The organism is Marinimicrobium sp. C2-29, from assembly GCF_038419845.1.
In the GTDB taxonomy this organism is placed as follows: domain Bacteria; phylum Pseudomonadota; class Gammaproteobacteria; order Pseudomonadales; family Cellvibrionaceae; genus Marinimicrobium.
The window spans coordinates 286,612-312,573 of sequence record NZ_JBCAQT010000002.1; the positions used below are offsets into that span (position 1 = coordinate 286,612).

Annotated in this window: 27 protein-coding genes and 1 tRNA gene; 24 read left to right on the top strand and 4 right to left on the bottom strand. The window is 58.7% G+C overall.

Annotated features, from left to right (window positions below):
- The first annotated feature begins 250 nt into the window (after nt 1–250).
- The 5 genes from rpmH to mnmE are packed head-to-tail and all read left to right on the top strand — an operon-like array spanning nt 251 to nt 4,151.
- Complete coding sequence (gene rpmH, locus AAE484_RS03155) at nt 251–385, top strand: 50S ribosomal protein L34 (RefSeq protein ID WP_341936879.1); 135 nt, start codon at nt 251–253, stop codon at nt 383–385.
- A 43-nt stretch (nt 386–428) separates the two neighbouring features.
- The gene (rnpA, locus tag AAE484_RS03160) at nt 429–812 is read left to right on the top strand and encodes a ribonuclease P protein component (RefSeq protein ID WP_341936880.1); all 384 of its coding nucleotides are present in this window, start codon (nt 429–431) and stop codon (nt 810–812) included.
- A gap of 5 nt (nt 813–817) precedes the next feature.
- Complete coding sequence (gene yidD / locus AAE484_RS03165) at nt 818–1,066, top strand: membrane protein insertion efficiency factor YidD (RefSeq protein ID WP_341936881.1); 249 nt, start codon at nt 818–820, stop codon at nt 1,064–1,066.
- Nucleotide 1,067: 1 nt separating this feature from the next.
- Nucleotides 1,068–2,783 carry a membrane protein insertase YidC gene (yidC, locus tag AAE484_RS03170; RefSeq protein ID WP_341936882.1) on the top strand — a complete coding sequence of 572 codons (1,716 nt, stop codon included), beginning with the start codon at nt 1,068–1,070 and terminating at the stop codon, nt 2,781–2,783.
- Between the two features lie 3 nt (nt 2,784–2,786).
- Entirely contained in the window at nt 2,787–4,151 is a 1,365-nt protein-coding gene (gene mnmE, locus AAE484_RS03175; RefSeq protein ID WP_445928820.1) for a tRNA uridine-5-carboxymethylaminomethyl(34) synthesis GTPase MnmE, read from the top strand.
- A gap of 9 nt (nt 4,152–4,160) precedes the next feature.
- Here mnmE and AAE484_RS03180 read toward each other — a convergent pair whose 3' ends face one another.
- Together AAE484_RS03180 and AAE484_RS03185 are read right to left on the bottom strand one after the other, a co-directional pair.
- Nucleotides 4,161–4,697, bottom strand: coding sequence for a DUF924 family protein (locus tag AAE484_RS03180; RefSeq protein ID WP_341936883.1), 537 nt, complete (start codon nt 4,695–4,697; stop codon nt 4,161–4,163).
- Nucleotides 4,698–4,734: 37 nt separating this feature from the next.
- Nucleotides 4,735–4,810: transfer RNA gene (locus AAE484_RS03185), tRNA-Thr, on the bottom strand.
- Between the two features lie 594 nt (nt 4,811–5,404).
- On the opposite strand from AAE484_RS03185, the gene mnmG reads away from it, so the two are divergent.
- From mnmG to glmU, 14 genes are all read left to right on the top strand, one after another.
- Complete coding sequence (gene mnmG, locus AAE484_RS03190) at nt 5,405–7,300, top strand: tRNA uridine-5-carboxymethylaminomethyl(34) synthesis enzyme MnmG (RefSeq protein WP_341936884.1); 1,896 nt, start codon at nt 5,405–5,407, stop codon at nt 7,298–7,300.
- Nucleotides 7,297–7,971 (top strand): 16S rRNA (guanine(527)-N(7))-methyltransferase RsmG, encoded by a 675-nt coding sequence (gene rsmG, locus AAE484_RS03195; protein ID WP_341936885.1) that lies wholly within the window; start codon nt 7,297–7,299, stop codon nt 7,969–7,971. The genes mnmG and rsmG overlap by 4 nt, the downstream gene beginning before the upstream one ends.
- A gap of 90 nt (nt 7,972–8,061) precedes the next feature.
- Nucleotides 8,062–8,862, top strand: a complete 801-nt coding sequence (locus tag AAE484_RS03200) for a ParA family protein (RefSeq protein WP_341936886.1) — start codon at nt 8,062–8,064, stop codon at nt 8,860–8,862.
- A 42-nt stretch (nt 8,863–8,904) separates the two neighbouring features.
- Nucleotides 8,905–9,810, top strand: a complete 906-nt coding sequence (locus AAE484_RS03205) for a ParB/RepB/Spo0J family partition protein (RefSeq protein ID WP_341936887.1) — start codon at nt 8,905–8,907, stop codon at nt 9,808–9,810.
- Between the two features lie 184 nt (nt 9,811–9,994).
- On the top strand, nt 9,995–10,408 hold the full coding sequence (locus AAE484_RS03210) for a hypothetical protein (protein WP_341936888.1): 414 nt from the start codon (nt 9,995–9,997) through the stop codon (nt 10,406–10,408).
- Nucleotides 10,409–10,435: 27 nt separating this feature from the next.
- Nucleotides 10,436–11,314 (top strand): F0F1 ATP synthase subunit A, encoded by an 879-nt coding sequence (gene atpB, locus AAE484_RS03215; RefSeq protein WP_341936889.1) that lies wholly within the window; start codon nt 10,436–10,438, stop codon nt 11,312–11,314.
- A gap of 79 nt (nt 11,315–11,393) precedes the next feature.
- On the top strand, nt 11,394–11,612 hold the full coding sequence (atpE, locus tag AAE484_RS03220; RefSeq protein ID WP_341936890.1) for a F0F1 ATP synthase subunit C: 219 nt from the start codon (nt 11,394–11,396) through the stop codon (nt 11,610–11,612).
- A gap of 61 nt (nt 11,613–11,673) precedes the next feature.
- Nucleotides 11,674–12,144 (top strand): F0F1 ATP synthase subunit B, encoded by a 471-nt coding sequence (locus AAE484_RS03225; protein WP_341936891.1) that lies wholly within the window; start codon nt 11,674–11,676, stop codon nt 12,142–12,144.
- A gap of 12 nt (nt 12,145–12,156) precedes the next feature.
- Nucleotides 12,157–12,693: a F0F1 ATP synthase subunit delta gene (locus AAE484_RS03230; protein ID WP_341936892.1), complete on the top strand. Its 537-nt coding sequence runs from the start codon at nt 12,157–12,159 to the stop codon at nt 12,691–12,693.
- A gap of 16 nt (nt 12,694–12,709) precedes the next feature.
- Nucleotides 12,710–14,254, top strand: a complete 1,545-nt coding sequence (atpA, locus tag AAE484_RS03235) for a F0F1 ATP synthase subunit alpha (RefSeq protein ID WP_341936893.1) — start codon at nt 12,710–12,712, stop codon at nt 14,252–14,254.
- A gap of 52 nt (nt 14,255–14,306) precedes the next feature.
- Nucleotides 14,307–15,173, top strand: a complete 867-nt coding sequence (atpG, locus tag AAE484_RS03240) for a F0F1 ATP synthase subunit gamma (RefSeq protein WP_341936894.1) — start codon at nt 14,307–14,309, stop codon at nt 15,171–15,173.
- A gap of 74 nt (nt 15,174–15,247) precedes the next feature.
- Nucleotides 15,248–16,639: a F0F1 ATP synthase subunit beta gene (atpD, locus tag AAE484_RS03245; protein ID WP_341936895.1), complete on the top strand. Its 1,392-nt coding sequence runs from the start codon at nt 15,248–15,250 to the stop codon at nt 16,637–16,639.
- A 59-nt stretch (nt 16,640–16,698) separates the two neighbouring features.
- On the top strand, nt 16,699–17,130 hold the full coding sequence (locus tag AAE484_RS03250) for a F0F1 ATP synthase subunit epsilon (RefSeq protein ID WP_341936896.1): 432 nt from the start codon (nt 16,699–16,701) through the stop codon (nt 17,128–17,130).
- Nucleotides 17,131–17,239: 109 nt separating this feature from the next.
- On the top strand, nt 17,240–18,610 hold the full coding sequence (gene glmU / locus AAE484_RS03255; protein ID WP_341936897.1) for a bifunctional UDP-N-acetylglucosamine diphosphorylase/glucosamine-1-phosphate N-acetyltransferase GlmU: 1,371 nt from the start codon (nt 17,240–17,242) through the stop codon (nt 18,608–18,610).
- A 50-nt stretch (nt 18,611–18,660) separates the two neighbouring features.
- Here the strand turns inward: glmU and AAE484_RS03260 are convergent, their stop codons facing one another.
- Nucleotides 18,661–20,622 (bottom strand): winged helix-turn-helix domain-containing protein, encoded by a 1,962-nt coding sequence (locus tag AAE484_RS03260; RefSeq protein WP_341936898.1) that lies wholly within the window; start codon nt 20,620–20,622, stop codon nt 18,661–18,663.
- A gap of 167 nt (nt 20,623–20,789) precedes the next feature.
- Here AAE484_RS03260 and AAE484_RS03265 point away from each other — a divergent pair, with 167 nt between their 5' ends.
- The 4 genes from AAE484_RS03265 (at nt 20,790) to AAE484_RS03280 (ending at nt 24,077) form a co-directional block, all read left to right on the top strand.
- Nucleotides 20,790–21,398, top strand: coding sequence for a DUF1326 domain-containing protein (locus AAE484_RS03265; protein WP_341936899.1), 609 nt, complete (start codon nt 20,790–20,792; stop codon nt 21,396–21,398).
- Between the two features lie 15 nt (nt 21,399–21,413).
- Nucleotides 21,414–22,307, top strand: a complete 894-nt coding sequence (locus tag AAE484_RS03270) for a DUF2182 domain-containing protein (protein WP_341936900.1) — start codon at nt 21,414–21,416, stop codon at nt 22,305–22,307.
- A gap of 45 nt (nt 22,308–22,352) precedes the next feature.
- On the top strand, nt 22,353–23,810 hold the full coding sequence (locus tag AAE484_RS03275; RefSeq protein WP_341936901.1) for a phospholipase D-like domain-containing protein: 1,458 nt from the start codon (nt 22,353–22,355) through the stop codon (nt 23,808–23,810).
- Nucleotides 23,811–23,933: 123 nt separating this feature from the next.
- Nucleotides 23,934–24,077 (top strand): DUF3096 domain-containing protein, encoded by a 144-nt coding sequence (locus tag AAE484_RS03280; protein WP_341936902.1) that lies wholly within the window; start codon nt 23,934–23,936, stop codon nt 24,075–24,077.
- A 4-nt stretch (nt 24,078–24,081) separates the two neighbouring features.
- On the opposite strand, the gene AAE484_RS03285 is transcribed toward AAE484_RS03280, so the two are convergent.
- Nucleotides 24,082–24,546, bottom strand: a complete 465-nt coding sequence (locus AAE484_RS03285) for a hypothetical protein (protein WP_341936903.1) — start codon at nt 24,544–24,546, stop codon at nt 24,082–24,084.
- A 290-nt stretch (nt 24,547–24,836) separates the two neighbouring features.
- Between AAE484_RS03285 and AAE484_RS03290 the strand changes: the two genes are divergently transcribed.
- Entirely contained in the window at nt 24,837–25,601 is a 765-nt protein-coding gene (locus AAE484_RS03290; RefSeq protein WP_341936904.1) for a DeoR/GlpR family DNA-binding transcription regulator, read from the top strand.
- The last annotated feature ends 361 nt before the right edge of the window (nt 25,602–25,962 follow it).

A 25,962-nucleotide genomic window follows, 5' to 3' on the forward strand; every position in this document is an offset into this window, starting at 1 on the left:
GGATTTTTTTACACACAGACCGAGGCGTAATTATCGATCATTTTTTGACCTGCACCTGTGGATATCCTGTTTACAACCTCTGCGCAACCTCGGCATAAACCGGTACAACCAAAAACTCCCATAAAAAACCGTCGAAAACCCGGTTAATTCACAGCAATTCATTGCCTTAGCGTCCGATTTTCTATAGAATCGCGCCTCTTTTCCCGCCCAGAGCGGGTATTGTCAGGATTTCGAACGGCAGGTTACTTCCATGAAAAGAACATTTCAGCCCAGTGTACTGAAGCGCAAACGCACCCACGGTTTCCGTGCTCGCATGGCCACCAAGAACGGCCGCGCCGTATTGGCCCGTCGCCGTACCAAAGGACGCAAAGCTCTGGCGGTATAATCCATGCCAGAACTTGCTCCACGCTTGTAGTTGTCAGAGCTAAGTGGCTTCCTACGCGTTCCCCAAATCGCACCGGCTACTTACCTCTGGCGACTTTCAGGCGGTTTTTGCGGACGCGCCTGTCCGAGCATCGCACAAGCATTTCCTGATCCTGGCCCGACCCAATGGTGAATCCCACTCTCGCCTGGGGCTGGTGATCGCCAAAAAACACATCCGTCTGGCCACTCGACGCAACCGACTCAAGCGTCTGATTCGGGAAACCTTTCGCCATCAACAGCCGACTCTGGGTGGAATTGATGTTATTGTATTGGCCCGAAAAGGGATGGATGAGCTGGACAATCGGCAATTGCACGATCAGCTTGACGGCCAGTGGCGGCGAATCGCCCGCAAAGCTCAAAAGTCTACCGACACAACCCCGACAGGCTAAACATCATGCGCTGGTTAGCTCTCAGACTCATCTGGCTCTATCGTTACCTGCTCAGCCCCTGGGTCGGGAATCAGTGTCGTTTTTACCCCAGCTGTTCACACTACGCCGAAGAGGCGATTGCCCGGCACGGTTTCCTGCGCGGCAGCTACCTGACTCTACGTCGCCTGTTAAAGTGCCACCCTTGGCATTCCGGCGGGCTGGATCCGGTACCCCAGAACACCAACCACACACCTCCTACTGATGGCAGCAAATAAGATGGATTGGCAAAAAACCCTGTTAATTACGGCCATGTGTGCCGTCGTCTTCACCCTGGTCATACGCTACAACGACTTTCAGGAAACCCAGAGTGCCCTCGAAGACGCGGCCGTGAGCGAGACTCAAGACGAGCGTGCAAACGGGTCCGCCAATGGCAACGGCTCAGACAATGGACTCCCCAACGCAAATCAGTCCGGTAGCGCCGACGAAGTCCCCTCTGCCCCTGGCGAGCAGACCAGCGAGCCGACTTCCGCCGCGCAGGATGACGAAGCGCTGGAGCCGGTACGTATCGCAACGGATACCCTGATTCTGCATATTGACCCGCGCGGTGGCGATATCGTCTACTCGGCCCTGCCCAAGCACTACGCGGAACTCAATACCCCGGATGAACCTTTTGTTCTGCTCAATCAGACCACTCGCCAGACCTACACCGCTCAAAGCGGGCTGGTGGGCCGCAACGCCACCGACACCAGCGAAGGTCGTCCCCTCTTCCAGACACAGCAGCGTGAATACCGTCTGAGTGAAGGTCAGGATGAACTGACCGTGGATCTCACCCTGGAACAGGATGGCGTGACCATCACCAAGCGGTTCACCGTCGAGCGCGGCGAGTATCTCGTGACCATCGAGTACCTGATCGACAACCAGAGCGACTCAGCCTGGGAGGCCAACCTCTACGGCCAGATCAAGCGCGACAGTTCCGAGGCCGGGGAAGGACCCGGCGGGGCCTTTGCGTTGAACCCCTATCTCGGTGCCGCCATCACCACCGACGAGGAAAAATACAAGAAGCTGGACTTTGACGACCTGCGCGAGGAATCCTTCAAAACCACCAAAGAGGGTGGCTGGGTCGCCATGGTCCAACACTACTTCACCAGCGCCTGGGTCCCCGATCAGGAGCTCACTCACAACTTCCACCTGCGCCAACTCGGCAGCCGGGATATGTTCCTCTTGGGCTTCACCAGTCCGAGCACCCGAGTGGAGCCAGGAAGCCAGGGTCAAATCAGCGCCCGCTTCTACACCGGTCCCAAAGATACGGACAAACTGGAAGAGATCTCACCCTACCTGGACCTGACGGTGGACTACGGTTGGCTCTGGTGGTTGGCCAAACCACTGTTCTCGGTCCTGGACTGGCTACACGGATATCTGAACAACTGGGGTCTTGCAATTATTGCATTGACAATAATTATTAAAGCAGCTTTCTTCAAGCTAAGCGCCACCAGCTATAGGTCCATGGCCAAGATGCGCAAGCTCAGCCCTAAAATGGCCGAGATGAAGGAGCGCTTTGGCGACGATCGCCAGAAGATGTCCCAGGAGATGATGAAGCTCTATAAAAAGGAGAAGGTGAACCCGCTCGGTGGCTGTCTGCCCATTCTGGTACAGATGCCCGTGTTCCTCGCCCTCTACTGGACGCTGATGGAAAGTGTCGAGCTGCGCCACGCGCCCTTTTTCCTCTGGATTCAGGATCTGTCGGTCAAAGATCCCTTCTATGTGCTGCCCCTGATGATGGGTCTGACCATGTTCATCCAGTTCAAGCTCAACCCGACGCCGGCCGATCCGACCCAGGCGAAGATCATGCAGTTGATGCCGATTGTGTTCACCTTCCTGTTCCTGTTCTTCCCGGCCGGGCTGGTCCTCTACTGGGTGACCAACAACACCCTCTCGATCGCCCAGCAGTACTACATTACCCGGCAGATCGAACGGGAAGGCACCAAGACCTGAATCGTGGAACTGACGCCCTCCGACACCATTGTCGCCATCGCCACCGCGACCGGTCGGGGTGGCGTCGGCATTGTGCGGGTCTCGGGGCCCAAGGCGGGCCCCATCGCCGAGCAGGTCACTCGCCGGCGTTTGACCCCCCGCCACGCACACTACCTCCCCTTTCACCAGGCGGACGGCGAGGTCCTGGATGAGGGCATCGCCCTCTTCTTTCCCGGCCCCCATTCCTACACCGGCGAAGATGTGCTGGAGCTGCAGGGTCACGGCGGTCCCATCATTCTCGATCTGCTGCTGCGGGAAATCAGTCAGGCCGGGGCACGACTCGCCCGCCCGGGGGAATTTTCCGAGCGCGCCTTTCTCAACGACAAACTCGATCTGGCCCAGGCCGAGGCCATTGCCGATCTCATTGACGCCTCCAGCGAGCAGGCGGCACGCAGCGCCCTGCATACCCTCAAAGGCGCCTTCTCCGAAAAAATTGAAGCCCTGGTGGAAGCACTGATCGCACTGCGTATCTATGTGGAAGCCTCCATCGATTTTCCCGAGGAGGAAATCGACTTTCTCAGCGACGGCAAAGTGGCTCAGGATTTACAGGGAATCATTAAACGATTGGATGCGGTCTTCGCCGAAGCCAGGCAGGGAGCCCTGCTGCGCGACGGCATGCAGGTGGTCATTGCCGGTCGCCCCAATGCCGGCAAATCCAGCCTGCTGAACGCCCTGTCCGGACGGGACAGTGCCATTGTCACCCATATTGAAGGCACCACCCGGGATGTATTGCGCGAGCATATCCACATCGATGGGATGCCGCTGCACATCATCGACACGGCGGGACTCCGGGAAACCCCGGACGAGGTGGAAAAAATCGGGGTGGAACGGGCCTGGCAGGAAATTCACAAAGCCGACCAGATTCTGCTGCTGGTGGACAGTCGCACTACCGAAGCGACCGACGCCTCAGAGCTCTGGCCGGAGTTCGTTCAGCAGCTTCCCGACGCGGGCAAGCTGACCCTGATCCGCAATAAAATCGACCTGACCGGCGAGACAGCCGGTCAGCGCCAGAGGGACCCCCTGTGCCTGGCCATCAGCGCCACCACCGGCGAGGGCATGCAGGAACTGAAAAACCATCTCAAACAGGTGATGGGCTACACCGATACCGGCGAGAGCCAGTTTACCGCCCGGCGCCGTCATCTCGATGCGCTGGAGCGGGCCCGTCACGCACTCTCAGGGGGCTGGGAGCAGCTCCATCAGCACGCCGCCGGCGAGCTGCTGGCCGAGGACCTGCGCGAGGCGCAGAACTGTCTGGGCGAGATTACCGGACAATTCACTCCCGACGACCTGCTGGGCCGTATCTTCTCTTCTTTCTGTATCGGCAAATAAACAGCCGCTCTAAAACCCGGAACCCGGCTGCTTCAAAAACTCGAGCTCCTCAGGCGTGGAAGGTCGCCCCAGAACGGCATTGCGGTGCGGGTAGCGACCAAAGCGCTGGATGATCTCCCGGTGCCGGAGTTCAAACTTCAGGTTGTGTTCCAACCCCGGCTGATCAAACAGCCGCACCGCCTCCTCGTGAATGACCTCCGACTCACTGTGCATGTAAGGCATATAGAGAAAGGCACGGCGCTCTGGTGGCAGGTGCGCATCTACCCCCCGGGCCACCGCTTCCTGGGCCAGGACCAACGCCATGGCGTCCTGTGCGAAGGCTTCGGGCTTATCCCGGTGAATATTGCGAGAGAACTGATCGAGCAGCAACACTTCAGCCAGCCTACCTTCAATGTGCTCGCGCCAAGTATAGAGCTCACCCGCCGCGGCTTTGCGATGCCAATGGCCAAAGCGCTCGGTCAGCTCCCGATCGAGCGCAGGGTTCTTCTCAAACCACTGCCTGGGCTTGAGCTGTTCAAACCAGAAATCCAGTATTTCAGTGATCATAAAACCCATTGTCCAGCTTTTATCGGTAATGAAAGCCTGGTGCCGCAAAGAGGAATTGAACCTCCGACCGACTGATTACGAATCAGTTGCTCTACCGGCTGAGCTATTGCGGCCTGAATTGTCATTACATACCGAAAATTCTGGCGATTCAATTGCGCCGCAAAAAAATAGTTACTCACAGCAGTGGATAAACGTTATCCACAGACTGACGCCACTTTTCATCGTGCACTTAGAGAACATATCCACATTAATTCACAGGTTTCGCGCATAACTTACTGTTTCACCGTGGATTTCTCTGATTACTGGGGATAACCCTGTGCACCGCTGGGGGTAAAAGCTGAAGACCAAATTGGGGATAACTCGAGTTTTCAGAAATCGGTGTATAACCGGCCATTCAGTCACCAGCTTACCGTCAGCTTGTCAGCGGTTTAAACGCGCTTTGTCCCAACGGTTGTGCTAACGCTAAGTCTTTGTATTATTTGAATTTTCTTGGCTTACTCACACTAAATGGCGTTGTGATCAGTAGTAACAGCATTAATCTTCTTATCTATATACCTTATATATATTTAACTTTTTACTTGTATTGGATAACTCGTAAAAAATCGCTAAAAATTCAATGCGCAAAAACTGAACAACTTTTGTACAAACGCTTCGAAGGCCCTATAATGCCCGCCCGATTCACCACCAGGCCGACAGAGGCAGACCCTATGAACTACCCCGAGCGCTTTGACGTGATCGTCATTGGCGGCGGCCACGCCGGCACCGAAGCCTGCCTGGCGGCGGCGCGTATGGGTTGTCGTACCCTGCTGTTGACGCACAACATCGATACTCTGGGACAGATGTCGTGCAACCCGGCCATTGGCGGCATTGGCAAAAGCCACCTGGTGAAAGAAATCGATGCCCTGGGCGGCGCCATGGCAATGGCCACGGACCGGGCCGGCATCCAGTTTCGGGTACTCAATTCGCGCAAAGGCCCCGCCGTTCGGGCCACTCGCGCCCAGGCTGACCGGGCTCTGTACAAAAGCGCGATCCGCGAACTGCTGGAGAATCAGCCCAACCTGAGCATTTTCCAGCAGGGCGCCGATGATCTGATTGTCAACGGCGACCGGATCGAAGGGGTGGTCACCCAGATGGGGCTGAAATTCTTCGCGCCCACGGTGGTTCTCACCACCGGTACCTTCTTGGGCGGCAAAATCCACATCGGGATGCAGAATCACGCCGGTGGTCGTGCCGGTGATCCGCCGGCCCAGGCTCTGGCGCAACGTCTGCGGGAATTGCCGCTGCGCGTGGACCGGTTGAAAACCGGCACTCCGCCGCGAATCGACGCCAATAGCGTCAACTTTGACGAACTTCAGGAGCAATGGGGCGATGAGCCGCGTCCGGTCATGTCCGCCCGGGGCAGCCGCGACTGGCATCCGGAGCAGATGTGCTGCTGGATTACCCACACCAACGAGCGCACCCACGAGATCATCAGCGGCGGTCTGGACCGCTCGCCCATGTATTCCGGGGTGATTGAGGGCATTGGTCCGCGCTACTGCCCTTCGATCGAAGACAAGATCCATCGCTTCGCGGACAAGGCCTCGCATCAGATTTTTATCGAACCCGAGGGCCTGGGCACCCGGGAGCTCTATCCCAATGGCATTTCCACCAGCCTGCCGTTCGATGTGCAGATCGACATGGTGCGCTCGATCAAGGGCTTTGAAAATGCCCATATCACCCGTCCGGGCTACGCGATCGAATACGATTATTTCAATCCCCAGGACCTGAACTACAGCCTGGAGACCAAGACCATCAGCGGCCTCTACTTTGCCGGGCAGATCAACGGCACCACCGGCTACGAAGAGGCCGGTGCCCAGGGCCTGCTCGCCGGCATCAACGCCGCCCGTCGGGTGCAGGAGCAAGATGCCTGGTGCCCGCGCCGGGACGAGGCCTACATCGGCGTTCTGGTGGACGACCTGATCACCATGGGCACCCAGGAGCCCTACCGGATGTTCACCAGCCGCGCGGAATACCGCCTGCTGCTGCGCGAGGACAATGCCGATCTGCGCCTGACCGAACAGGGCCGGTCCATGGGACTGATCGATGACGACCAATGGCGGCTGTTCAGTGAGCAGCGCGAAGGCATTGCCCGGGAGCGGGAGCGGCTCAAAGCCACCTGGGTGCAGGCCGGCTCGCCCGAAGCGGCGCGGGTAGAAGCGAAAATCGAAACCAAACTGAATCGGGAGTACAGCCTGTTTGAGTTGCTCAAGCGCCCGCAGCTGAATTACGCCGATGTGGCCGATCTCAAGGGTGAGCCGGTGAGCGATGAACGCGTGGCCCAGCAGATCGAGATCGATGCCAAGTACTCCGGGTATATCGGTCGTCAGCAGGATGAAATCGACCGTTTGCGCGCCCACGAACAGACCCTGATCCCAGAGGATTTCGATTTTGATCGGGTCGAGGGGCTGTCGAACGAAGTAAAACAGAAACTGGGCACGGCCCGGCCCCAGACCCTCGCTCGCGCGTCGAGAGTACCGGGGGTGACGCCGGCGGCGGTCTCCCTGCTGCTGATTTATCTGAAGAAGCGCGGCCTGCTGCAGCGGGCGACCGATCGCGCCTCATGAGTGACAGCACTGCGGCCCTGCTACCGGTTCTGAAAGCCGGTTTGCGCGACATGGGACTTGATCTGGAAGCCGATACAAGTAAGCGAATGCTTACTTACCTTTCGGAGTTTCACAAATGGAACAAGGCCTACAACCTCTCGGCGGTGCGCGATCTGGATGCCATGGTGCACCGGCACCTGCTGGACAGCCTGAGCGTGCTGCCCCGGGTGAGCGCCCGGTCCCCGGGCCGTCTGATTGATGTCGGGACCGGCGGTGGTCTGCCCGGAATTCCACTGGCGATCGCCCTGCCCGACTGCCAGGTAACGCTATTGGACAGCAACGGTAAAAAAACCCGGTTTCTGTTTCACATCAAAACCCTCCTGGGGCTCGACAATGTCCAGGTTGAAAACCGGCGGGTCGAGGCGTTTGCGCCAGAGGTGCCCTACGATCTGGTGATCAGTCGGGCGTTTGCCAGTCTGGCCGATATGGTGGACGGCTGCGCCCATCTGGTCGCACCCGAGGGAATTTTCATGGCGATGAAGGGCCTCTACCCCGAGCACGAGCTTGCCGCCGTGGCGGATCGGGTCGCGCTGCTGGCCAGTCATCCGCTGCGGGTTCCGGGTACCGAGGGTGAGCGCCACCTGCTCGAGTTGGCGCTAAAGCAGGGGGAAGCGATCGTCCCGGGGCGATAAAAACGCGGTCTGGACTTGTCCCGACTCGCCGCTTGCCACACAATACTCCGCTTCCAACCAGTTTTCCGGAAAGCCAAAAAGGATAACGAATTGACCCGAATCTACGCGGTAGCCAACCAGAAAGGCGGTGTGGGCAAGACCACCACCTGCGTCAACCTGGCGGCCTCTCTGGTGGCCACAAAAAAGCGCGTGCTCCTGGTGGACCTGGACCCTCAGGGCAACGCCACCATGGGCAGCGGCGTTGACAAGAGCGAGCTGGAGCTGACCGTCTACGACGTTCTGACCCGCCGTGCCAGTGCGCGCGAGTGCCTGCAGCGCTCGGAGTCGGGGCAATACCAACTGCTGCCGGCCAATGGCGATCTGACCGCCGCTGAGGTGGAGATGCTCTCTCTCGAGGGTAAGGAGCGGTTGTTGTGGGACGGGATCCAGACGCTGAAAGACGATTACGACTACATCATCATCGACTGCCCGCCCTCGCTCAATATGCTCACGGTCAATGCCCTCACCGCCTGTGATGGCGTTATTATCCCCATGCAGTGCGAGTATTACGCGCTGGAAGGTCTTTCGGCTCTGATGAACACCATTGGCCGGATCCAGGAACTGATCAATCCCAAGCTCAAGATTGAAGGGCTTTTGCGCACCATGTACGACCCGCGCAACAGCCTGACCAACGAGGTCTCGGCCCAGCTGTCGCAGCATTTTGCCGATCGACTCTATCGCACCTGCATTCCGCGCAATGTGCGCCTGGCCGAAGCGCCCAGTTACGGCCAGCCAGTAATCACCTACGATCGGCAATCCAAAGGGGCAATTGCCTATCTGGCACTGGCGGGCGAAATCATCCGTCGCAATGAAAACGACGCAAAAGCGGCGGCGCCGACGGCCGCTCAGTAAACCCAAACCACGTACGACCGATTCAGCTCACAGGGCAACACAATGGCGGGAAAACGCAAAGGCTTAGGCAAAGGCTTGGATGCCCTATTGGGGGCGGGTGTCACCACCCAACCCGGGGAAGCTCCCACTCCGGATAACCCCGAAGCGGTGGAACAGGCGCTCGCCGATGGCCGGCTGGCGCATATTCCGGTGGAAATGATCCAGCGCGGGCGCTACCAGCCCCGGCGCGACATGCATCAGGAGGCGCTCGAGGAGCTGGCCGATTCCATCCGGGCCCAGGGTGTGATGCAACCGATTGTCCTGCGCATGATCGGCCCCGAAAAATACGAGATTATCGCCGGTGAGCGCCGCTGGCGCGCAACCCAGCTGGCCGGGCTGGAAAAAATACCCGCGGTGATCCGGGATGTGCCCGACGAAGCCGCGATCGCCATGGCGCTGATCGAAAACATTCAGCGCGAAGATCTCAACCCGATCGAAGAAGCCATGGCGCTCAAGCGCCTGCAGGATGAATTCGAGCTCACCCAGAGCGAAGTGGCCCAGGCGGTGGGCAAGTCCCGCACTACCGTGACCAATCTGCTGCGCCTGATGGCGCTGACCGATGAGGTCAAAACCCTGCTCGAGCACGGCGATCTGGAGATGGGCCATGCCCGCGCCCTGCTCACGCTGGGCCCGGACGACCAGAAAACCGCCGCCCGTCAGGTGGTGGGCAAAGGCCTCTCGGTGCGTCAGACCGAAATGCTGGTACGCAACCTGCAGGAAAAGAAACACCAGAAGTCGGTGGAAACACCGGCCGCCCCTTCGGCGGACATTCGCCGCCTGGAAGAAGAACTTTCCGATACCCTGGGAGCCGGTGTCAACATTCAACATACCGCCAAAGGCAAGGGGCGCCTGGTGATCAACTACAACAACCTGGATGAACTGGATGGTATTTTGGCCCATATCAAGTAAGTTGGGACTGGAACTCGCCCAATTTCAGGGCATTTTCAATCCGGTTGTGGTTGAAGCGGGACGCCATTATCCCTATAATGCCTCGGCCTTTACTAGGGGCTCTGGCCCGCTCCCAATATGGCGCCAAAGGCGACACTCAAATTGGCAAAGAACCGGGAATGCGTGAGCAGAAGTGCCGGGGAATGTGGACAACCTGATGCGCGTATTCAAATCTTACCAAATCGGGTCCATTCCACGACCTCCGCTCTGGCGTCTGTGCCTGATTCAGTGTCTGGTCTGGGTGCTCACCGTGATGGTATGCGGTGTGTTCCGGCCTGAATTGGTGCCCGGTATTTTCTGGGCGGGGCTGGTAACAATCCTGGCGCAAGGTTACTGGGTCTGGCGCAGCCTCGGTCCCTTTGGCGATTCACACAGTGAGCGTTATGTGTCGGGGACGACGGCCGGACTCCTTGGCAAATGGGTCATTATTTCTGTCGGGCTGGTGTTGCTGTGGCGCACCCAGCCCGAGCTTTCTGTGGCAGCCACTGTCACGACCGTTTTCGGGTTGAATACCCTGGCCGCGCTGGCGGCACCGATTTTAATTTCACACCCACGCTGAAGCGTGGCACAAGGGCACATTGAAATCATGGCAGCAGGTGAGTACGACAACGCGGGCGAGTATATTTCCCACCACTTGGTAAACCTGACTTACGGGCGCCTGCCCGCCGGCGCTGAAACCTGCTCGGGCAGCATCGCCGAAACCACACAGTGGGGCTTTGCTGGGTGTGCCGCCGAGGCATCGAGCATGGGGTTCATGGCGTTCCATGTGGACAGTCTGATGTGGTCCTTCGGTATGGGCATCATCGCTATGCTGATTTTCTTCGTCGCTGCGCGCAAAGCCTCATCCGATACCCCCGGACGTTTTCAGGGCGCCATTGAAATGGTAGTCGAATTTGTCGGCAACACCACCAAGGATGTTTTCCACGGTCGAACCGGCGCCATCGCGCCGATTGCCCTGACGGTCTTTGTCTGGGTGTTCATGATGAACCTGATGAAGCTGGTGCCGGTCGACCTGATTCCCTTTCCGCTTGAGTTGGCGGGCGTCAAGTTCCAGAAAGTGACCGCGACGGCGGACCCGAACATTACCTTGGGCATGGCCACCTTTGTATTCATCTTGATGATCGGTTTTTCCATCAAGAACAAGGGCTGGGGCTTTCTCAAAGAGCTTTCTTTCACGCCGTTCAACACTTGGGTGATGGTGCCCGTGAACCTGGTTCTGGAAATTGTCGGTCTTCTGGCCAAGCCGGTCAGTCTCGGCTTGCGTCTGTTCGGTAACATGTTTGCCGGTGAGGTGATCTTCCTTTTGATTGCCACCCTGTTCGGCGCCGGGCTTTTGTACCTGCCGGTGGCCGCGGGCCTCCAGGTCGCCTGGGCGATATTCCATATCCTGGTGATTGTATTGCAGGCGTTCATCTTTATGGTACTGACCATTGTGTACCTGGCCATGGCGCACGATGAACACTGATTGTTAACAATTTTGCATTTGCTTTAACCACTGAAACTTTAACTTTAACTTGAACTGACGTAAGTCTAGGAGAAAACGTATGATCTACATCGCCGTTGGTATAATTTTGGCTGGCGCCGCGCTTGGTGCTGCTCTGGGTATTTCCAACCTCGGCAGCAAGCTGCTTGAAACTTCGGCGCGTCAGCCCGAGTTGGCTCCCTCTCTGCAAACCAAGTTCTTCATTATTGCCGGTCTGGTAGAAGCAATTCCGATTATCGGTGTTGGTATTTCACTGGTACTTGTCTTCACTGTTGCTTAAAAACGCTTGGGCCTATTGAGGCACACCATTCGCGTAACTCAACAATAGACGAGGTAAAGTCGTGAATTTCAATTTAACCTTTGTCGGCCAGATCATTGCCTTCGCCATTTTCGTCTGGTTTTGCGCCAAGTTCGTTTGGCCGCCGCTGTTGGGCGCCATTGAAGAACGCCAGAAGAAAATCGCCGATGGTCTGATGTCGGCTGACCGGGCGGAGCGGGATCTGGAGCTGGCGCAAGAGCGCGCCACCAAGATCATGAGCGAGGCCAAGAAGGAAGCGGCTGGCCTGGTGAGCTCTGCCAACAAGCGGGCGACTCAGATTATCGAAGAAGCCAAGGGCAAGGCTCAGGAAGAAGCCGAGCGCGTCAAGCACTCCGCTCAGGCCGAAATCGAACAGGAAGTGGCCCGTGCGCGCGAAAGCTTGCGTCTGCAGGTGGCCCACTTGTCTGTGGTTGGTGCCAGCAAAGTGCTGGAAACCTCGATCGATGAGTCGACTCACAAGGCCATGCTCGATAAATTGGCTGCCAATCTTTAAACGAGGTGATCCGTGGCTGAACTGAGTACACTCGCCCGACCCTATGCCAGAGCCGCGTTCAAGTTCGCTATGGACGCCGACAACCTGGCAGGATGGGAGCGGATGTTGGCGACCCTGGCCGGGGTCGGTCAGCACCAGAAGATTCGTGATGCGATCGACGCTCCCGGTTTATCCGCCCAGAAACAAGCCGGGATCATTATCGAGGTTTGCGCGGATGATCTGGATCAGCCAGTGCAGAATTTCGTCGAAGTACTGGCCGACAACAAACGGTTACCACTGTTGCCCGAACTCTATCAGATGTTTCGAGCACTGAAGACCCAACAAGAGCAGGAGGTCGACGTGGAGTTGACCACCGCATTTGCTCTGGATGATAGCGCTGAGGAGCAGATCTCCCAGGCGTTGACGAAGAAACTGTCACGCAAGATCAATATCCACTCCAGTGTGGATCAAAGCTTGTTGGCAGGCGCGATCATCAAAGCGGGTGACCTGGTCATCGACGGCTCGGTGCGCGGTCGTTTAGAGAAGCTATCCAGAGCAATCAATTCGTAGGATTGAGGAAAAAAGCATGCAGCAGCTGAATCCATCCGAGATTAGCGACATTATCAAGCAGCGCATCGAGCAACTCGATGTGACCTCAGAAGCCGCGCAAGAAGGCACCGTGGTTTCTGTTTCTGACGGTATTGTCCGTATCCATGGCCTGTCCGATGTGATGTACGGCGAAATGATCGAGTTTGAAGGCGGTGTCTTTGGCATGGCGTTGAACCTCGAGCGAGATTCCGTCGGCTCCGTCGTCCTGGGCGATTACAAAGGCATTGCCGAAGGCCAGAAATGCAAATGCACCGGCCGCATTCTGGAAGTGCCGGTCGGTCCCGAGCTGGAAGGCCGCGTGGTCGACGCTCTGGGTAACCCGATTGACGGCAAGGGCGCGATCAACGCCAAGCAGACCGACGCGATCGAGAAAGTGGCGCCGGGCGTTATTGCCCGTGAGCCCGTTGATCAGCCGGTTCAGATTGGTCTGAAAGCGGTCGACTCCATGGTGCCGATCGGTCGCGGTCAGCGCGAACTGATCATTGGTGACCGCCAGATCGGTAAATCGGCCATTGCGGTTGATGCCATCATCAACCAGAAAGATTCCGGCATTAAGTGTATTTACGTCGCGATTGGCCAGAAGGCCTCTTCCGTTGCCGCCGTGGTGCGCAAGCTCGAAGAGCACGGTGCCATGGAGCACACGGTCGTGGTTGCGGCCACCGCCTCCGATCCCGCTTCCATGCAGTATCTGGCGGCGTTCGCCGGCTGCACTATCGGTGAGTACTATCGTGATCGCGGTGAAGATGCACTGATCATCTACGATGATCTGACCAAGCAGGCCTGGGCCTACCGTCAGATTTCACTGCTGCTGCGTCGTCCCCCGGGCCGTGAAGCCTACCCCGGTGACGTCTTCTACCTGCACTCTCGCCTGCTCGAACGCGCGGCGCGGGTGAATGCGGACTACATCGAGAAGATCACCAACGGCGAAGTGAAAGGCAAAACCGGTTCATTGACCGCGCTGCCGATCATTGAGACCCAGGCCGGCGACGTATCCGCGTTCGTACCGACCAACGTGATCTCCATTACGGACGGTCAGATCTTCCTGGAAGCCGACATGTTCAACTCCGGCATTCGCCCGGCGATGAACGCGGGTATCTCGGTGTCCCGTGTCGGTGGTTCGGCCCAGACCAAAATCATCAAGAAGCTCTCCGGCGGTGTTCGTACCGCGCTGGCTCAGTACCGCGAACTGGCGGCTTTCTCCCAGTTTGCGTCCGATCTGGACGAGGCGACCAAAGCCCAGCTCGATCACGGTCAGCGTGTGACCGAGTTGATGAAGCAGGGTCAGTACTCCCCCATGAGTGTGGCTGAAATGGCGCTGATGTTGTTCTGCGCCAACGAAGGTTACCTGGAGGACATCGAGGTCAACAAGATTCTGGACTTCGAATCCGCCCTGCTCGCTTACGCCAAAAGCGAAGAAGCCGAGTTGCTCAAGAGCATCAACGAGAGCGGTGACTGGAACGACGAAATCAGCGGCAAGTTCAAAGCGCTGGTGGACAAGTTCAAAGACAGTCAGACCTGGTAAGTCAGGCGGCGCAAAGCGTGCGCCGCACCAATTCGCTTGAGGGCCTTTGAGTATGGCAGGCGCAAAAGAAATTCGAACGCAGATTTCGAGTATCAAGAGCACGCAGAAAATTACCGGTGCCATGGAAATGGTGGCAGCGAGTAAAATGCGCCGTGCTCAAGAGCGTATGCAAGTGGGGAAACCCTACGCCCAGCGTATGCGTCAGGTGGTTGGCCACATCGCCAACGCCAACCCGGAATACAAGCACCAGTATCTTGAGCAGCGGGATGTGAAGCGCGTGGGCTACATCCTGGTGTCGACCGACCGCGGTCTCTGTGGTGGTTTGAACGTTAACCTGTTCAAAGCCGCTCTCCGCTCCATGAAAGAGTGGGCCGATGAAGACGTGTCGGTGGATCTCTGCCTGATCGGTGCCAAAGCCGAAGCCTTTTTCAAAAGTCACGGCGGCAATGTCGTGGCCACCGTTCGGGATCTGGGTGAATCTCCCTCCGTGGAGAACTTGATCGGCAGCGTCAAAGTGATGCTGGACGCCTATTCAGACGGCGACATCGACAAGTTATATCTGGTAAGCAACGAGTTCATCAACACCATGACCCAGACGCCCAAAGTGCAACAGCTGTTGCCTCTGGAACCGGCGGATGACAAAGAGCTGAAGCAGCATTGGGATTATATCTACGAGCCCGGTCCCGCCGAGCTGCTGGACGGACTTCTGATTCGCTATGTGGAATCACAGGTGTACCAATCGGTTGTCGAGAATGCGGCCTGTGAACAGGCGGCGCGTATGATCGCGATGAAAAGTGCCAGCGATAACGCCGGCTCGATCATCGACGACCTGCAGCTGGTGTACAACAAAGCGCGTCAGACCGCCATCACTCAGGAATTGTCGGAGATCGTCGGCGGTGCCGCCGCTGTCTCTTCCTGATAACGGGCTGATTACGAATTTGAGTTTAAATCTTCAGGACACAGTAAGCGCCTGAAACCCAAGAGGAACCGGAAATGAGTAGCGGACGTATCGTACAAATTATCGGCGCCGTGATCGATGTGGAATTTCCACGCGATTCCGTGCCGAAAGTCTATGATGCACTAATAGTCACCGAAAAAGACCTGACTCTGGAAGTGCAACAGCAACTGGGCGACGGCGTGGTGCGCACCATTGCCCTCGGCTCCTCTGAAGGTCTGAGTCGCGGTCTTGATGTGAACAACACCTCCGAGCCGATCAAGGTTCCCGTGGGTACCAAGACCCTCGGTCGGATTATGAACGTGCTGGGTGACCCCATCGACGAAGCCGGCCCCATCGGCGAAGAAGAGCGCATGCAGATCCACCGCGATGCGCCCGACTACGACGAATTGGCCGCTTCTGATGACCTGCTCGAAACCGGCATCAAGGTGATCGACCTGGTCTGCCCCTTCGCCAAAGGCGGTAAAGTCGGCCTGTTCGGCGGTGCCGGTGTGGGCAAGACCGTGAACATGATGGAGTTGATCAACAACATCGCCAAAGAGCACTCCGGTCTGTCGGTTTTTGCCGGTGTGGGTGAGCGGACTCGTGAAGGTAACGACTTCTATCACGAAATGACCGAGTCCAAGGTGATCGACAAGGTGGCGATGGTTTACGGCCAGATGAACGAGCCACCCGGTAACCGCCTGCGCGTTGCCCTGACCGGCCTGACCATGGCGGAGAAATTCCGCGATGAAGGCAAAGACGTACTGCTCTTTATCGATAACATCTATCGCTACACCCTGGCGGGCACCGAAGTATCGGCGCTGCTGGGTCGTATGCCCTCAGCCGTGGGTTATCAGCCCACCCTGGCCGAAGAGATGGGTGTGCTGCAGGAGCGTATTACCTCCACCAAGACCGGCTCCATCACCTCGGTGCAGGCCGTTTACGTTCCCGCGGATGACCTGACGGATCCGTCACCGGCGACCACCTTCGCCCACCTGGACTCCACCGTGGTACTGAGCCGTGACATCGCCGCCAAGGGTATCTACCCGGCGATTGATCCTCTGGACTCCACCTCTCGCCAGCTCGATCCGCTGGTGATCGGCCAGGACCACTACGATGTGGCCCGTGGGGTACAGACGGTATTGCAGCGCTACAAAGAGCTGAAAGACATTATTGCCATTCTGGGTATGGACGAGCTGTCGGAAGAAGACAAGCAGACCGTGGCCCGTGCCCGTAAGATTGAGCGTTTCCTGTCCCAGCCGTTCCACGTAGCCGAAGTCTTTACCGGTTCGCCCGGTATCTACGTGTCTCAGGAAGAGACCATTCGTGGCTTCAAAGGCATTCTGGCGGGTGATTACGATCACCTACCCGAGCAGGCTTTCTACATGGTAGGCACCATCGACGAGGCTGTGGAAAAAGCCGAGAAGATGAAGAGCAAGAACAAGTAACGCAATCCGTCAACGGCCGGGCTCGCCCGGCCACTCCCGATGAATGAAAGGGTGAGGTTATGGCAATGACGATTCACTGCGATATCGTCAGCGCCGAGCAGGAGATCTTCTCCGGCTTGGTCGAGATGGTAGTCGCTCCGGGTACCGAAGGCCCGCTGGGTATTGTGTATGGTCACGCCCCGCTGCTCACCGGTATCGAACCGGGGCCGATTCGGGTGGTCAAACAGGGCGGACAGGAAGAAATCCTCTACGTGTCTGGTGGTTATCTGGAAGTTCAGCCCTACCATGTAACGGTACTGGCCGACACGGCCCTGCGGGCCGACGATATGGACGAAGCGGCCGCGCTCGAGGCTCAGGAAAAAGCCAAGAAAGCCCTGGCCAATCAGTCCGGGGAAATTGATTATTCCCGGGCGGCTCTGCAGCTGGCCGAGGCGACCGCGCAACTGCGCACTCTGCAGTCGATCCGCAAAAAGCTCGGTCGCAACAAGTAGCGTTGAGTAACCCAGTTGTGTTTAGCAACAAGGTCCGAAAAAAAGGGTAGCATAAGCTACCCTTTTTACTATCTGTCCCACTTCACTGTTGAAGGAGCCAACCGACATCATGACCGCGTCTGATCTCGATATTGTTATTCTCGCGGCGGGTAAAGGCACTCGCATGCGCTCCAACCTGCCCAAGGTGCTGCACCCCGTCGGGGGACGGCCGCTCCTGCAACATGTGGTGGACAGCGCCCGGGCGCTGGGCAGTGACCGGATCCTGGTGATTGTCGGTCACGGCGCCGAGCAGGTCGAAAAGCGCCTGGCGGCGGATGATATCCAGTTTGTCGCCCAGACCGAGCAACTCGGCACCGGGCATGCGGTGCAACAGGCCCTGCCCCACTTCCGGGACGATGCCACGGTGCTGATTCTGTACGGGGATGTGCCCCTGACCCGAGCCGAAACCCTACGCGATCTGGCCGACACCGTGACCGACAAGACCATCGGCCTGTTGACCGTCAATCTCCCCGACCCCGGCGCCTATGGCCGGATTCTGCGCAATGGGCAGGGGCAGGTGGAAGCGATTGTCGAGTACAAGGACGCCACCGACGAGCAACGCAAAATCAACGAGATCAACACCGGCATCATGGCCGCCAAGGCCAGTCACCTGCGCGAGTGGTTGCCCCAACTGAGCAACGACAACGCCCAGGGCGAATATTACCTCACCGATATTATCGCCATGGCGTGCCAGAGCGGCATGGGTATTCACGTGGCCCAGCCGGCGGAAGCCGAGGAAGTGGAAGGCATCAACAACCGCCAGCAGCAGGCCGCCCTGGAGCGCTATTATCAGCGCCGCCAGGCCGATGAACTGATGGTTCAGGGCGTGACGCTTCTGGATCCGGCCCGCTTCGACTGCCGGGGCCGCCTCTCCGTCGGGCGCGATGTGGTGATTGATGTGAATGGTGTGTTTGAAGGCGACGTGGTGCTGGAAGACGGCGTGCACCTGGAACCCAACTGCTACCTGAAAGACTGCGTGATCGGCGCCGGCACCCAGATCAAGGCCAACTCCGTCATTGAGGGTGCCCAGGTCGCGGCGAACTGCGCTATTGGTCCTTTCGCCCGCCTGCGCCCCGGGACCCAGCTTGCCGAGGGCGCCAAAATAGGCAACTTTGTGGAAACCAAAAAGGCGAGCATCGGAGCGGGCAGCAAGGTCAACCACCTCAGCTATATCGGCGACACCACCATGGGGGCCGGTGTGAATATCGGCGCCGGTACCATTACCTGCAATTATGATGGCGTGAACAAGTTCCGGACCGATATCGGCGACGGGGTGTTTGTCGGCTCCAACACCGCACTGGTCGCACCGGTCAAGCTGGGCAAAGAGGCGACCGTGGGGGCCGGGTCAGTGATCACCCGGGATATTCCCGATGCAGAGCTGGCGGTCGCCCGGGGCAAGCAGCGCAACATTCAGGGCTGGCAGCGGCCCACCAAAAAGTAGGGGCCTGTGTAGAACACTGAACCCGGCGATGATCATAACGCCGGTCGACGTCAAATCCGGGCCCGGGAGCGCCAACGATATCCCACGCCCGTAACGGTTTCCAGCTGTTTGGCGTGGGGGCCGAGCTTGCGGCGCAGGCTGCGCACGACGGTGTCCACCACATTGCTGCCGCCGAAGTAGCGCGTGTCCCAGACATGGCGCAGCAGATCGGTGCGTGATACGGCCCGCCCCTCCCGCTCACTCAGGTATTTGATGACGCCGAATTCCAGGGGAGTCAGTGCGGCCCGGCCGCCGTCCACCACCAGCTCCCGTGCTTCCGGGTCCAGAAACGAGCGGTGCACTATGCCCAGCTCCGAAGCGGCCAGCGTCGCCAACCAACCGTCCACCGATCTCGGACCGAAATCCAGTACGGCACTGTGGTAGGTTACCCCGTCCAGCGTCACGGCCTTATCGTCCAACACCTCAAAACCCAGGCGGCTGGCCACCGGGGCATAAGTGGGCAGATCCACAACGGTAAGGTACACGCGCCGCAGTCCCGGGCGCAGCTCCATGTAGGCGCGTTTCAGATCGAGCCAGATGGCGGCCTGGACCTCCGAGGGTCCTTCGCCCGCGTCCCGGCTCAACCAACGACGGCAGAACAGGGCCTGTTGGCCTTCCGGTAACGGACTGCTTCTCAGATGCTCGCGCCACCGGGCGGTGATCGGATCCTCTTCAAGCCAGCCCGGTTCCATCTGACTGCTGATAAACTTGCAGCACAGGCCCAGCACCTGCTCGTCCCGCCCTCTGGCCACTGAAAAGGCATCCGGTCTTCGGCGCCACCAGTGCAACAGCGGGGCGGCGGCCTCCTCCCCTTCCCAGGTCTGAATAATGTCGCGAATGATGTCAGTGTCTGTGCCCCGGGCCGGTTCGACGGCAAGACTGTGGGTACCGCTGGGGAAAAAAGCCTCCCGCACCACCGGGTTTTCAATCAGATAGAGCATGTCAGCGGTGTAGCGCCACAGCTCGCCCCGCCCTACTTCTCCTGTCTCCTCGAGCAGTCGTTGCCAGGCGGCTTTCTGGTATCCCAGAAAGCCGCAGGGGTCGCTGGCCCGCAGGGATTGGGCGATGGCCTCGCGCACGGCGTCGTGAATCAGAAGCCCGTCGTCGGCGACATCCACAAACGGCAGGGCCCGCAGGCGATCGTAGGCATCCCGGGGCGCCAGGTCCGGGAGCAGGGCGCGCAACAGAGACACGGTCACCCGTCGCACCGCCGTGCAGGCTTCCAGGGCGCGGCGGGTCATGGGGTCTTTCACGTCGGCCAGGAACATCTGGGTGAGTTCTTCCAGCGCCTGCTGCAGGCTGAGTTCTTCAAAGGCGAGATCGGGTCTCTCAACATAGGCGGAGGCGGCCAGATGCAGAGCCAGGGGGTGGCCGTGGACGGCGTGGGCAATACGGGTCGCGGCCTTTTCGGGCACGCTGAAGTGCCTGAGCAGGTCGATGGCTTCGATCTCATTCAAGGGACCGAGGGCCATGGCGCGAAAACGCCCCTGGGAACCGCCAGCGGTGCGCCAGGCGGCCAGGGGTCGCTCGCGGCCCAGACAAAATAAACGCACCGATTCGGGGAGTGCGGGCACCAGCGTCTGCCGCAGCCAGGTATCCATCAGGCGGTAAACCTCGTAGGTGTCGAGCACCAGTATGACTTCTGGACCCAGGTTACCGAGGCGCCGAGTGGCCTCTTGAAGATCGTCGGCCGGTGAGCCGATGGCGGCAACGAGCTCCCGGAAAAAACCGGCTGGCGTGGGTTCCATCGTCCGGCAGTCGAGTTTCAAAAGTGTGGCACCGGCGGCGCGCGCTTGCGTGGCGAACACGTCCAGGAGATGGCTTTTGCCGATTCCGGCGATCCCATAGAGGTGCATGACCCGGGGGCCATCGGGCTCAAGCAGGGTCTTCAGAGCCGCCAGTTCCTCCCGTCGGCCGGCAAATCCCCGGATCGCCGTGGGCGCCGACGACTTTTCAGTTGGGTGCGATTGCATAACCAGTCCCTCCGTTATCCTGATGATACTCCTGCGGCCGCTTCAGTACAGGGCTATTCCCATCCGCAGGGGCGCAATCCTCACACCATTCTCATCTTCTCGTCATTCCCGTCCGGTGCTCCGCGCTTATAGTGAATACTGCCGTTCAAAACAGAGGAGGACTCACCATGACAAGCGCAAACTGGACACTCGACGGTCACTATCTGGAAAGCTGTACCTGCCGGGAGGTCTGCCCCTGCCTGCATCTGGGCCACCCCACCGAGGGTACCTGCACCGGACTGGTGGCCTGGCATATCGACAAGGGGGCTTACGGCGACACACCTCTGGACGGGCTGAATGTCGTTGTCGCCCTGCACACCCCGGGTGCCATGGCCGATGGCAACTGGAAGGTGGTGCTCTATCTGGACGAATCGGGCAGCGAATCACAACGCCAGGCGCTGGGGACCATATTCGGCGGCGAGGCCGGGGGCCATCCCGCCGTGCTGGCGTCGTTCATCGCGGAAGTTCTGGGTGTGGAGTACGTTCCCATCCACTATCAGAGCGATGAACGGGGCGTGCGTCTGAACGTCGGTGAGACCGCCGGCGCTGTCGTCCACGCCAATGAGGGGCCGGATAGCGAGCCGGTCACGCTGCACAACCATCCGTTCCCGGTGGCGCCCGGTAAACCTCTCGTGCTGGCAACCTCCGAGTCTCTCCGCCACCGGGCCTATGGCCTGGAGCTGGATACCGCCCGGCGTACCGCCGCCTATTCGGCCTTCAGCTACAGCGGACCTTGAGAGGAGGCTCGCACGATGATTCAGACTAGCGCTCAGGCCTACCGGCGCGATCGGTGGCTGGTGCTGCTGGGCATGGCGGTGCTCATTCTGTTGAGCTGGGCCTATCTGGCCAACGCCGCCAGGCCCGTGGATCAAATGATGGCGATGCCTGTCTCGCCGCCCTGGGACGCCGGTCTGCTGGTGCTCAGCCTGGTAATGTGGAGCATCATGATGATCGCAATGATGCTGCCCACCGCCACGCCCATGGTTCTGGGTTTCACCCGGGTGCAGCATAGCCGCGAACCTTCGGGCCGGGCGGTGGGGCTGACCTGGCTGTTTGTCGCCGGCTATCTGCTGGCCTGGATCGGGTTCGCTCTTGTGGCTGCCATGGCACAATGGGCGTTTTACAGTCTGGGCGTCATGAGTTCATCCATGGGGAGCGCTACCCCCGTTCTGGGTGGTGTTCTGTTGATGGGCGCGGGCCTGTTTCAGTGGAGCGGGCTCAAGGATGCCTGCCTGACCCAGTGCCAGTCGCCCCTGAATTTTCTGCTCAATCAATGGCGCCCCGGAGGCCGGGGCGCGCTGATCATGGGTCTGCGACACGGGCTGTTCTGTATCGGCTGCTGCTGGTTGCTGATGCTGCTGATGTTTGTGGGCGGCGTCATGAACCTGATCTGGATGGTGGCCATTACGGTGTATGTTCTGGCCGAAAAACTCTTGCCGTGGATGCGTCGGTATGGACGCGTGGTGGGTCTCTTGCTGGTGGCTTCGGGCATTCTGTTGCTTTACGGCGGGCCCGCGTCAGATAATTTATCCTTGGGAGCGGAGCCAGCCCCCTTGTCCGTTCGGTTATCGATGGACTACTGTGAACCTGATTACGGTTCCGCGGGAGCCTCGGGCGCTCTCTGCGTTGACCTTTTGCTCCATTAATTGGGGCCAACAGAAAACAATAACCTTAATTAAAGGGACCTCATTATGACTGGATTTTTCAGTCGTCCATGGAAAAGCCTGGGCCGATTGTTGCTACTGCTGCTCGCGGTTCTGGTTGTGGTAAGCGTTTATCACATCTACAAACCTCTTCCACCAGGGCTCGATTTTCAGGGTCCGGCCCGTCCCGTCAGGGATGTGCGTTTTCTGGCCGATATTACCTATACCGATGCGGCCGGCGAGCGTCGGACCGAACAACACGTATTCGATGAAGTCTTCGACATGATCGATCGCGCCGAGCGATTCATTCTGGTGGACATGTTTCTGTTCAATGACTTTCAGGGCGAAGTGCCGGAAACCCACCGGCGATTGTCCACTGAGCTGACCGATCGGCTGATTCGACAAAAACGCGAGCATCCGGGGATGGAAGTCCGGGTCATCACCGATCCCATCAATACAGTGTATGGCGGCCGACCGGCGGAGCACCTGGAGCGCCTTGAGGCGGCCGGGATCAGCGTCACGCTGACCGACCTGACCCGCTTGCGCGACAGTAACCCTCTGTATTCCGGTTTCTGGCGTTTATTGGTGCAGCCTTGGGGCAACAGCCGCGAGGGCTGGCTGCCCAACCCTTTTGGTGAGGGTGAGGTGTCGCTGCGCAGTTATCTCGCCCTGCTGAACTTCAAGGCCAATCACCGCAAACTGATCATCGCTGATCAGGGCAAAGACTATGTCGCTCTGGTGACCTCCGCCAATCCTCACGACGGCAGTAGTGCCCACGGCAACGTCGCCCTGCGCTTCGACGGTCCGGCTGTGGCCGATCTGTTGCAGAGCGAACAGGCGGTACTGAAATTCTCCGGCGGACCCGGAGTACAGGAAGCCCTGCCCCCGCCCGGGAAAATCAACCAGGCTTCGACCGACTCTCTGTCGTTGCTGGTTCTGACCGAACGGGCCGTGGAGCGAGTTCTGCTTGATATGATAGAGCGAGTGGAAGCGGGCGACCGGCTGGATCTGGCGGTGTTCTATCTGTCTGACCGGGACATCGTTCAGGCGCTGTTGCGTGCGCGGGAGCGCGGGGCCCAACTGCGCGTGCTGCTCGACCCCAACAAGGACGCCTTCGGGCGCATCAAGGACGGTGTTCCCAACCGGCCGGTGGCCCACGAATTGGCGCAGGGCGGTATCGATATCCGCTGGTGCGCCACCACCGGCGAGCAGTGTCATGCCAAGTGGCTGCAGGCCCGCTACGCCGACGGCCGCGCGGCCATGATCCTGGGCTCGAGCAACTTCACCCGCCGGAACCTGCACAATCTGAATCTGGAAACCGGTGTGCGGCTGGCGGGGCCGGCCGATGCCGAGTCCATGCTGGCCGCCACCGACTGGTTTGAGCGGCGCTGGCACAACCGTGAAAACCGACAGTTCAGTGTCGATTATCCGGTCTATGCCGATTCAAGCCTGTGGCTGCGTCTGAAATATCGGGTGATGGAGGCCACGGGTCTGAGTACGTTCTAACCATTCCGGCACTCCCCACTGATCACCCGGGCGGCTTGCTGAATAGCGCGGGTTGTCTGATTGCTATTTGGGCGGCGCGGTTGCACACTGGAGAGCGCACACCCAACAAAAAAGGATTCGACCATGACTCTCCATCTCTCGCTGATTCCCGTGCTGTCGATTATTGCCGGCATTCTGATTCTGGTGCAGCCCAAGTTGTTGAACTACGTGGTCGCCATCTACCTGATCGTCATCGGCGTCATCCAGATCTTCGGGCTGCAGATTTAGTTCATCAGAACTCCTGAGACCGGCCGGATTCAAAGCTGAGTAACTTCGCCTTGGTGGTCTCCAGTTCGAGCAACTGCGCGAGCACCTCTTTTGCGGTCTCGTTTTCCGCGCGCTCGTGCAGGTGGGTGTACAGATCGATCAACTGGTCGTGGAACTGACCCATCTCCTGCTCAATTTCCGAAGTGTCCATGTTCGCAAAGGGGGTCTCGGCCGGGTCCAGGTGAATCACCCGATGACGATCGGTGTATTCGTAAAACCAGGTGTCCAGTGAGCCCAGGTCGGATTTTTTCTGGAAGGTCTCAAGAGTCCGGGCGAGCCTCTCTTCATGTTCGGCCAGGTAATTCAGTAGCATCTGACTTCGTTCCGACGCGTTGTCGTCGGCGCTCTGACTGAGGTGTTGGCCCAGCTCCCGATGCAACTGTCGGGTAACGTCCAGAATATCGTGCATGGTTTCGGGAATCATGGCCATGAAAAACAGCTCCTGACTGGGTTGATCCGGGTTCGGTCATCAGGGCCCAACAAGGGCCCCGATGCCACTCAAAAAGTGCTTATCTGCTATCTATTGTGATTCAGTATAGAAGTTTCAACCGCTCAAGGCACCCTACCGGCCTCCGAATCACCTTTCTGGGTGGTGTAAGGCCCTGATTTTCAATGACTTTCCCTGATCGCACTGAACGGAACCCCAAGAGAAGCATTTCATTGTAAGTTTCGATTCGGTACAATAAGTTTCGTTTCAAAATTACGCCTTGGACTCTCGGGATGAACAAGCGCAACACCCAACAGCGCCGGCGCGCCATCATCGATATGCTCACCCAGGCCGGGGAGGTCAGTGTCGAGCACCTGGCCCAGCATTTTGGCACCTCGGAGGTGACGGTACGCAAGGACCTGGCGGCGCTGGAGAACAACGGTCTGTTGCTGCGCCGCTACGGCGGTGCCGTCCCCCTGCCCCAGGAAATGCTGGTGGATCCGGGCACGGAAAAGGTTTCGGAACGAAAGCAAGCCATGGCCCGGGCGGCAGCGGAGCTGATTCTGGACCATAATCGGGTGATCATCGACAGCGGCAGTACCACCGCCGCCCTGCTGCCCGAGCTGTCCCGCAAGCAGGGCCTGGTGGTGATGACCAATTCCCTGAATATTGCCAATGCGCTGCGCGAGCTGGAAAACGAGCCCACGTTGTTGATGACTGGCGGTACCTGGGATCCGCAGTCGGAGGGTTTTCAGGGTCAGCTGGCCGAGCAGGTGCTGCGCTCCTACAATTTTGATCAGTTGTTTATCGGGGCGGATGGTCTGGATCTGGAGCGCGGGACGACGACGTTCAATGAGTTGTATAGTCTGAGCCAGGTGATGGCGGAGGTGGCGCGCGAGGTGGTGGTGATGGCGGAGTCGGATAAGCTCGGCCGGAAGATCCACAATCTGGAATTACCCTGGGAGCGGATTGCCTATCTGGTAACTGACTCCGGGTTTCCCGATGAGGCCAAACAGAATTTGGAATCGTTGGGTGTTGAGGTAATTCGAGCTTCGTAGCTTTGTAGACCGCTCTGGGGTGGGGATCGGGCATAGCAATCCAAGACACGCCGTAAACCCATCCCTGGGGGCTCGATCGCCGGAGGTCCCCTTCGCGCTCCCGGCGCTTCGGGACACTTCCCACATCCATGTGGGGCGTCCATGCCGTCGACGGTCTTGGATTGCTATGCCCGATCCCCGTCACGTTTTGTAGCTAAAGAATTACCGTCTCTAAATGTTTTGATCGAAGTTTCACCTTAAGGTTACAAGAAAACCAGAACTTTACAGGAGTTGGGTAAAGCCTCCACGGACCGTCGACGGCGGGATTCCGGCGATCGAGCCTACAGGGACGTATTTACGGCGTGTCCGTGGAGGCTTTACC

Excerpts from the sequence above, each read along its gene's own strand:
- rpmH (WP_341936879.1), top strand. The coding sequence starts at position 251 with ATGAAAAGAACATTTCAGCCCAGTGTACTGAAGCGCAAACGCACCCAC.
- yidD (WP_341936881.1), top strand. The coding sequence starts at position 818 with ATGCGCTGGTTAGCTCTCAGACTCATCTGGCTCTATCGTTACCTGCTC.
- yidC (WP_341936882.1), top strand. The coding sequence starts at position 1,068 with ATGGATTGGCAAAAAACCCTGTTAATTACGGCCATGTGTGCCGTCGTC.
- AAE484_RS03180 (WP_341936883.1), bottom strand. The coding sequence starts at position 4,697 with ATGATCACTGAAATACTGGATTTCTGGTTTGAACAGCTCAAGCCCAGG.
- mnmG (WP_341936884.1), top strand. The coding sequence starts at position 5,405 with ATGAACTACCCCGAGCGCTTTGACGTGATCGTCATTGGCGGCGGCCAC.
- rsmG (WP_341936885.1), top strand. The coding sequence starts at position 7,297 with ATGAGTGACAGCACTGCGGCCCTGCTACCGGTTCTGAAAGCCGGTTTG.
- AAE484_RS03205 (WP_341936887.1), top strand. The coding sequence starts at position 8,905 with ATGGCGGGAAAACGCAAAGGCTTAGGCAAAGGCTTGGATGCCCTATTG.
- atpB (WP_341936889.1), top strand. The coding sequence starts at position 10,436 with ATGGCAGCAGGTGAGTACGACAACGCGGGCGAGTATATTTCCCACCAC.
- atpE (WP_341936890.1), top strand. The coding sequence starts at position 11,394 with ATGATCTACATCGCCGTTGGTATAATTTTGGCTGGCGCCGCGCTTGGT.
- atpA (WP_341936893.1), top strand. The coding sequence starts at position 12,710 with ATGCAGCAGCTGAATCCATCCGAGATTAGCGACATTATCAAGCAGCGC.
- atpG (WP_341936894.1), top strand. The coding sequence starts at position 14,307 with ATGGCAGGCGCAAAAGAAATTCGAACGCAGATTTCGAGTATCAAGAGC.
- atpD (WP_341936895.1), top strand. The coding sequence starts at position 15,248 with ATGAGTAGCGGACGTATCGTACAAATTATCGGCGCCGTGATCGATGTG.
- AAE484_RS03250 (WP_341936896.1), top strand. The coding sequence starts at position 16,699 with ATGGCAATGACGATTCACTGCGATATCGTCAGCGCCGAGCAGGAGATC.
- glmU (WP_341936897.1), top strand. The coding sequence starts at position 17,240 with ATGACCGCGTCTGATCTCGATATTGTTATTCTCGCGGCGGGTAAAGGC.
- AAE484_RS03260 (WP_341936898.1), bottom strand. The coding sequence starts at position 20,622 with ATGCAATCGCACCCAACTGAAAAGTCGTCGGCGCCCACGGCGATCCGG.
- AAE484_RS03265 (WP_341936899.1), top strand. The coding sequence starts at position 20,790 with ATGACAAGCGCAAACTGGACACTCGACGGTCACTATCTGGAAAGCTGT.
- AAE484_RS03270 (WP_341936900.1), top strand. The coding sequence starts at position 21,414 with ATGATTCAGACTAGCGCTCAGGCCTACCGGCGCGATCGGTGGCTGGTG.
- AAE484_RS03275 (WP_341936901.1), top strand. The coding sequence starts at position 22,353 with ATGACTGGATTTTTCAGTCGTCCATGGAAAAGCCTGGGCCGATTGTTG.
- AAE484_RS03280 (WP_341936902.1), top strand. The coding sequence starts at position 23,934 with ATGACTCTCCATCTCTCGCTGATTCCCGTGCTGTCGATTATTGCCGGC.
- AAE484_RS03285 (WP_341936903.1), bottom strand. The coding sequence starts at position 24,546 with ATGGCCATGATTCCCGAAACCATGCACGATATTCTGGACGTTACCCGA.
- AAE484_RS03290 (WP_341936904.1), top strand. The coding sequence starts at position 24,837 with ATGAACAAGCGCAACACCCAACAGCGCCGGCGCGCCATCATCGATATG.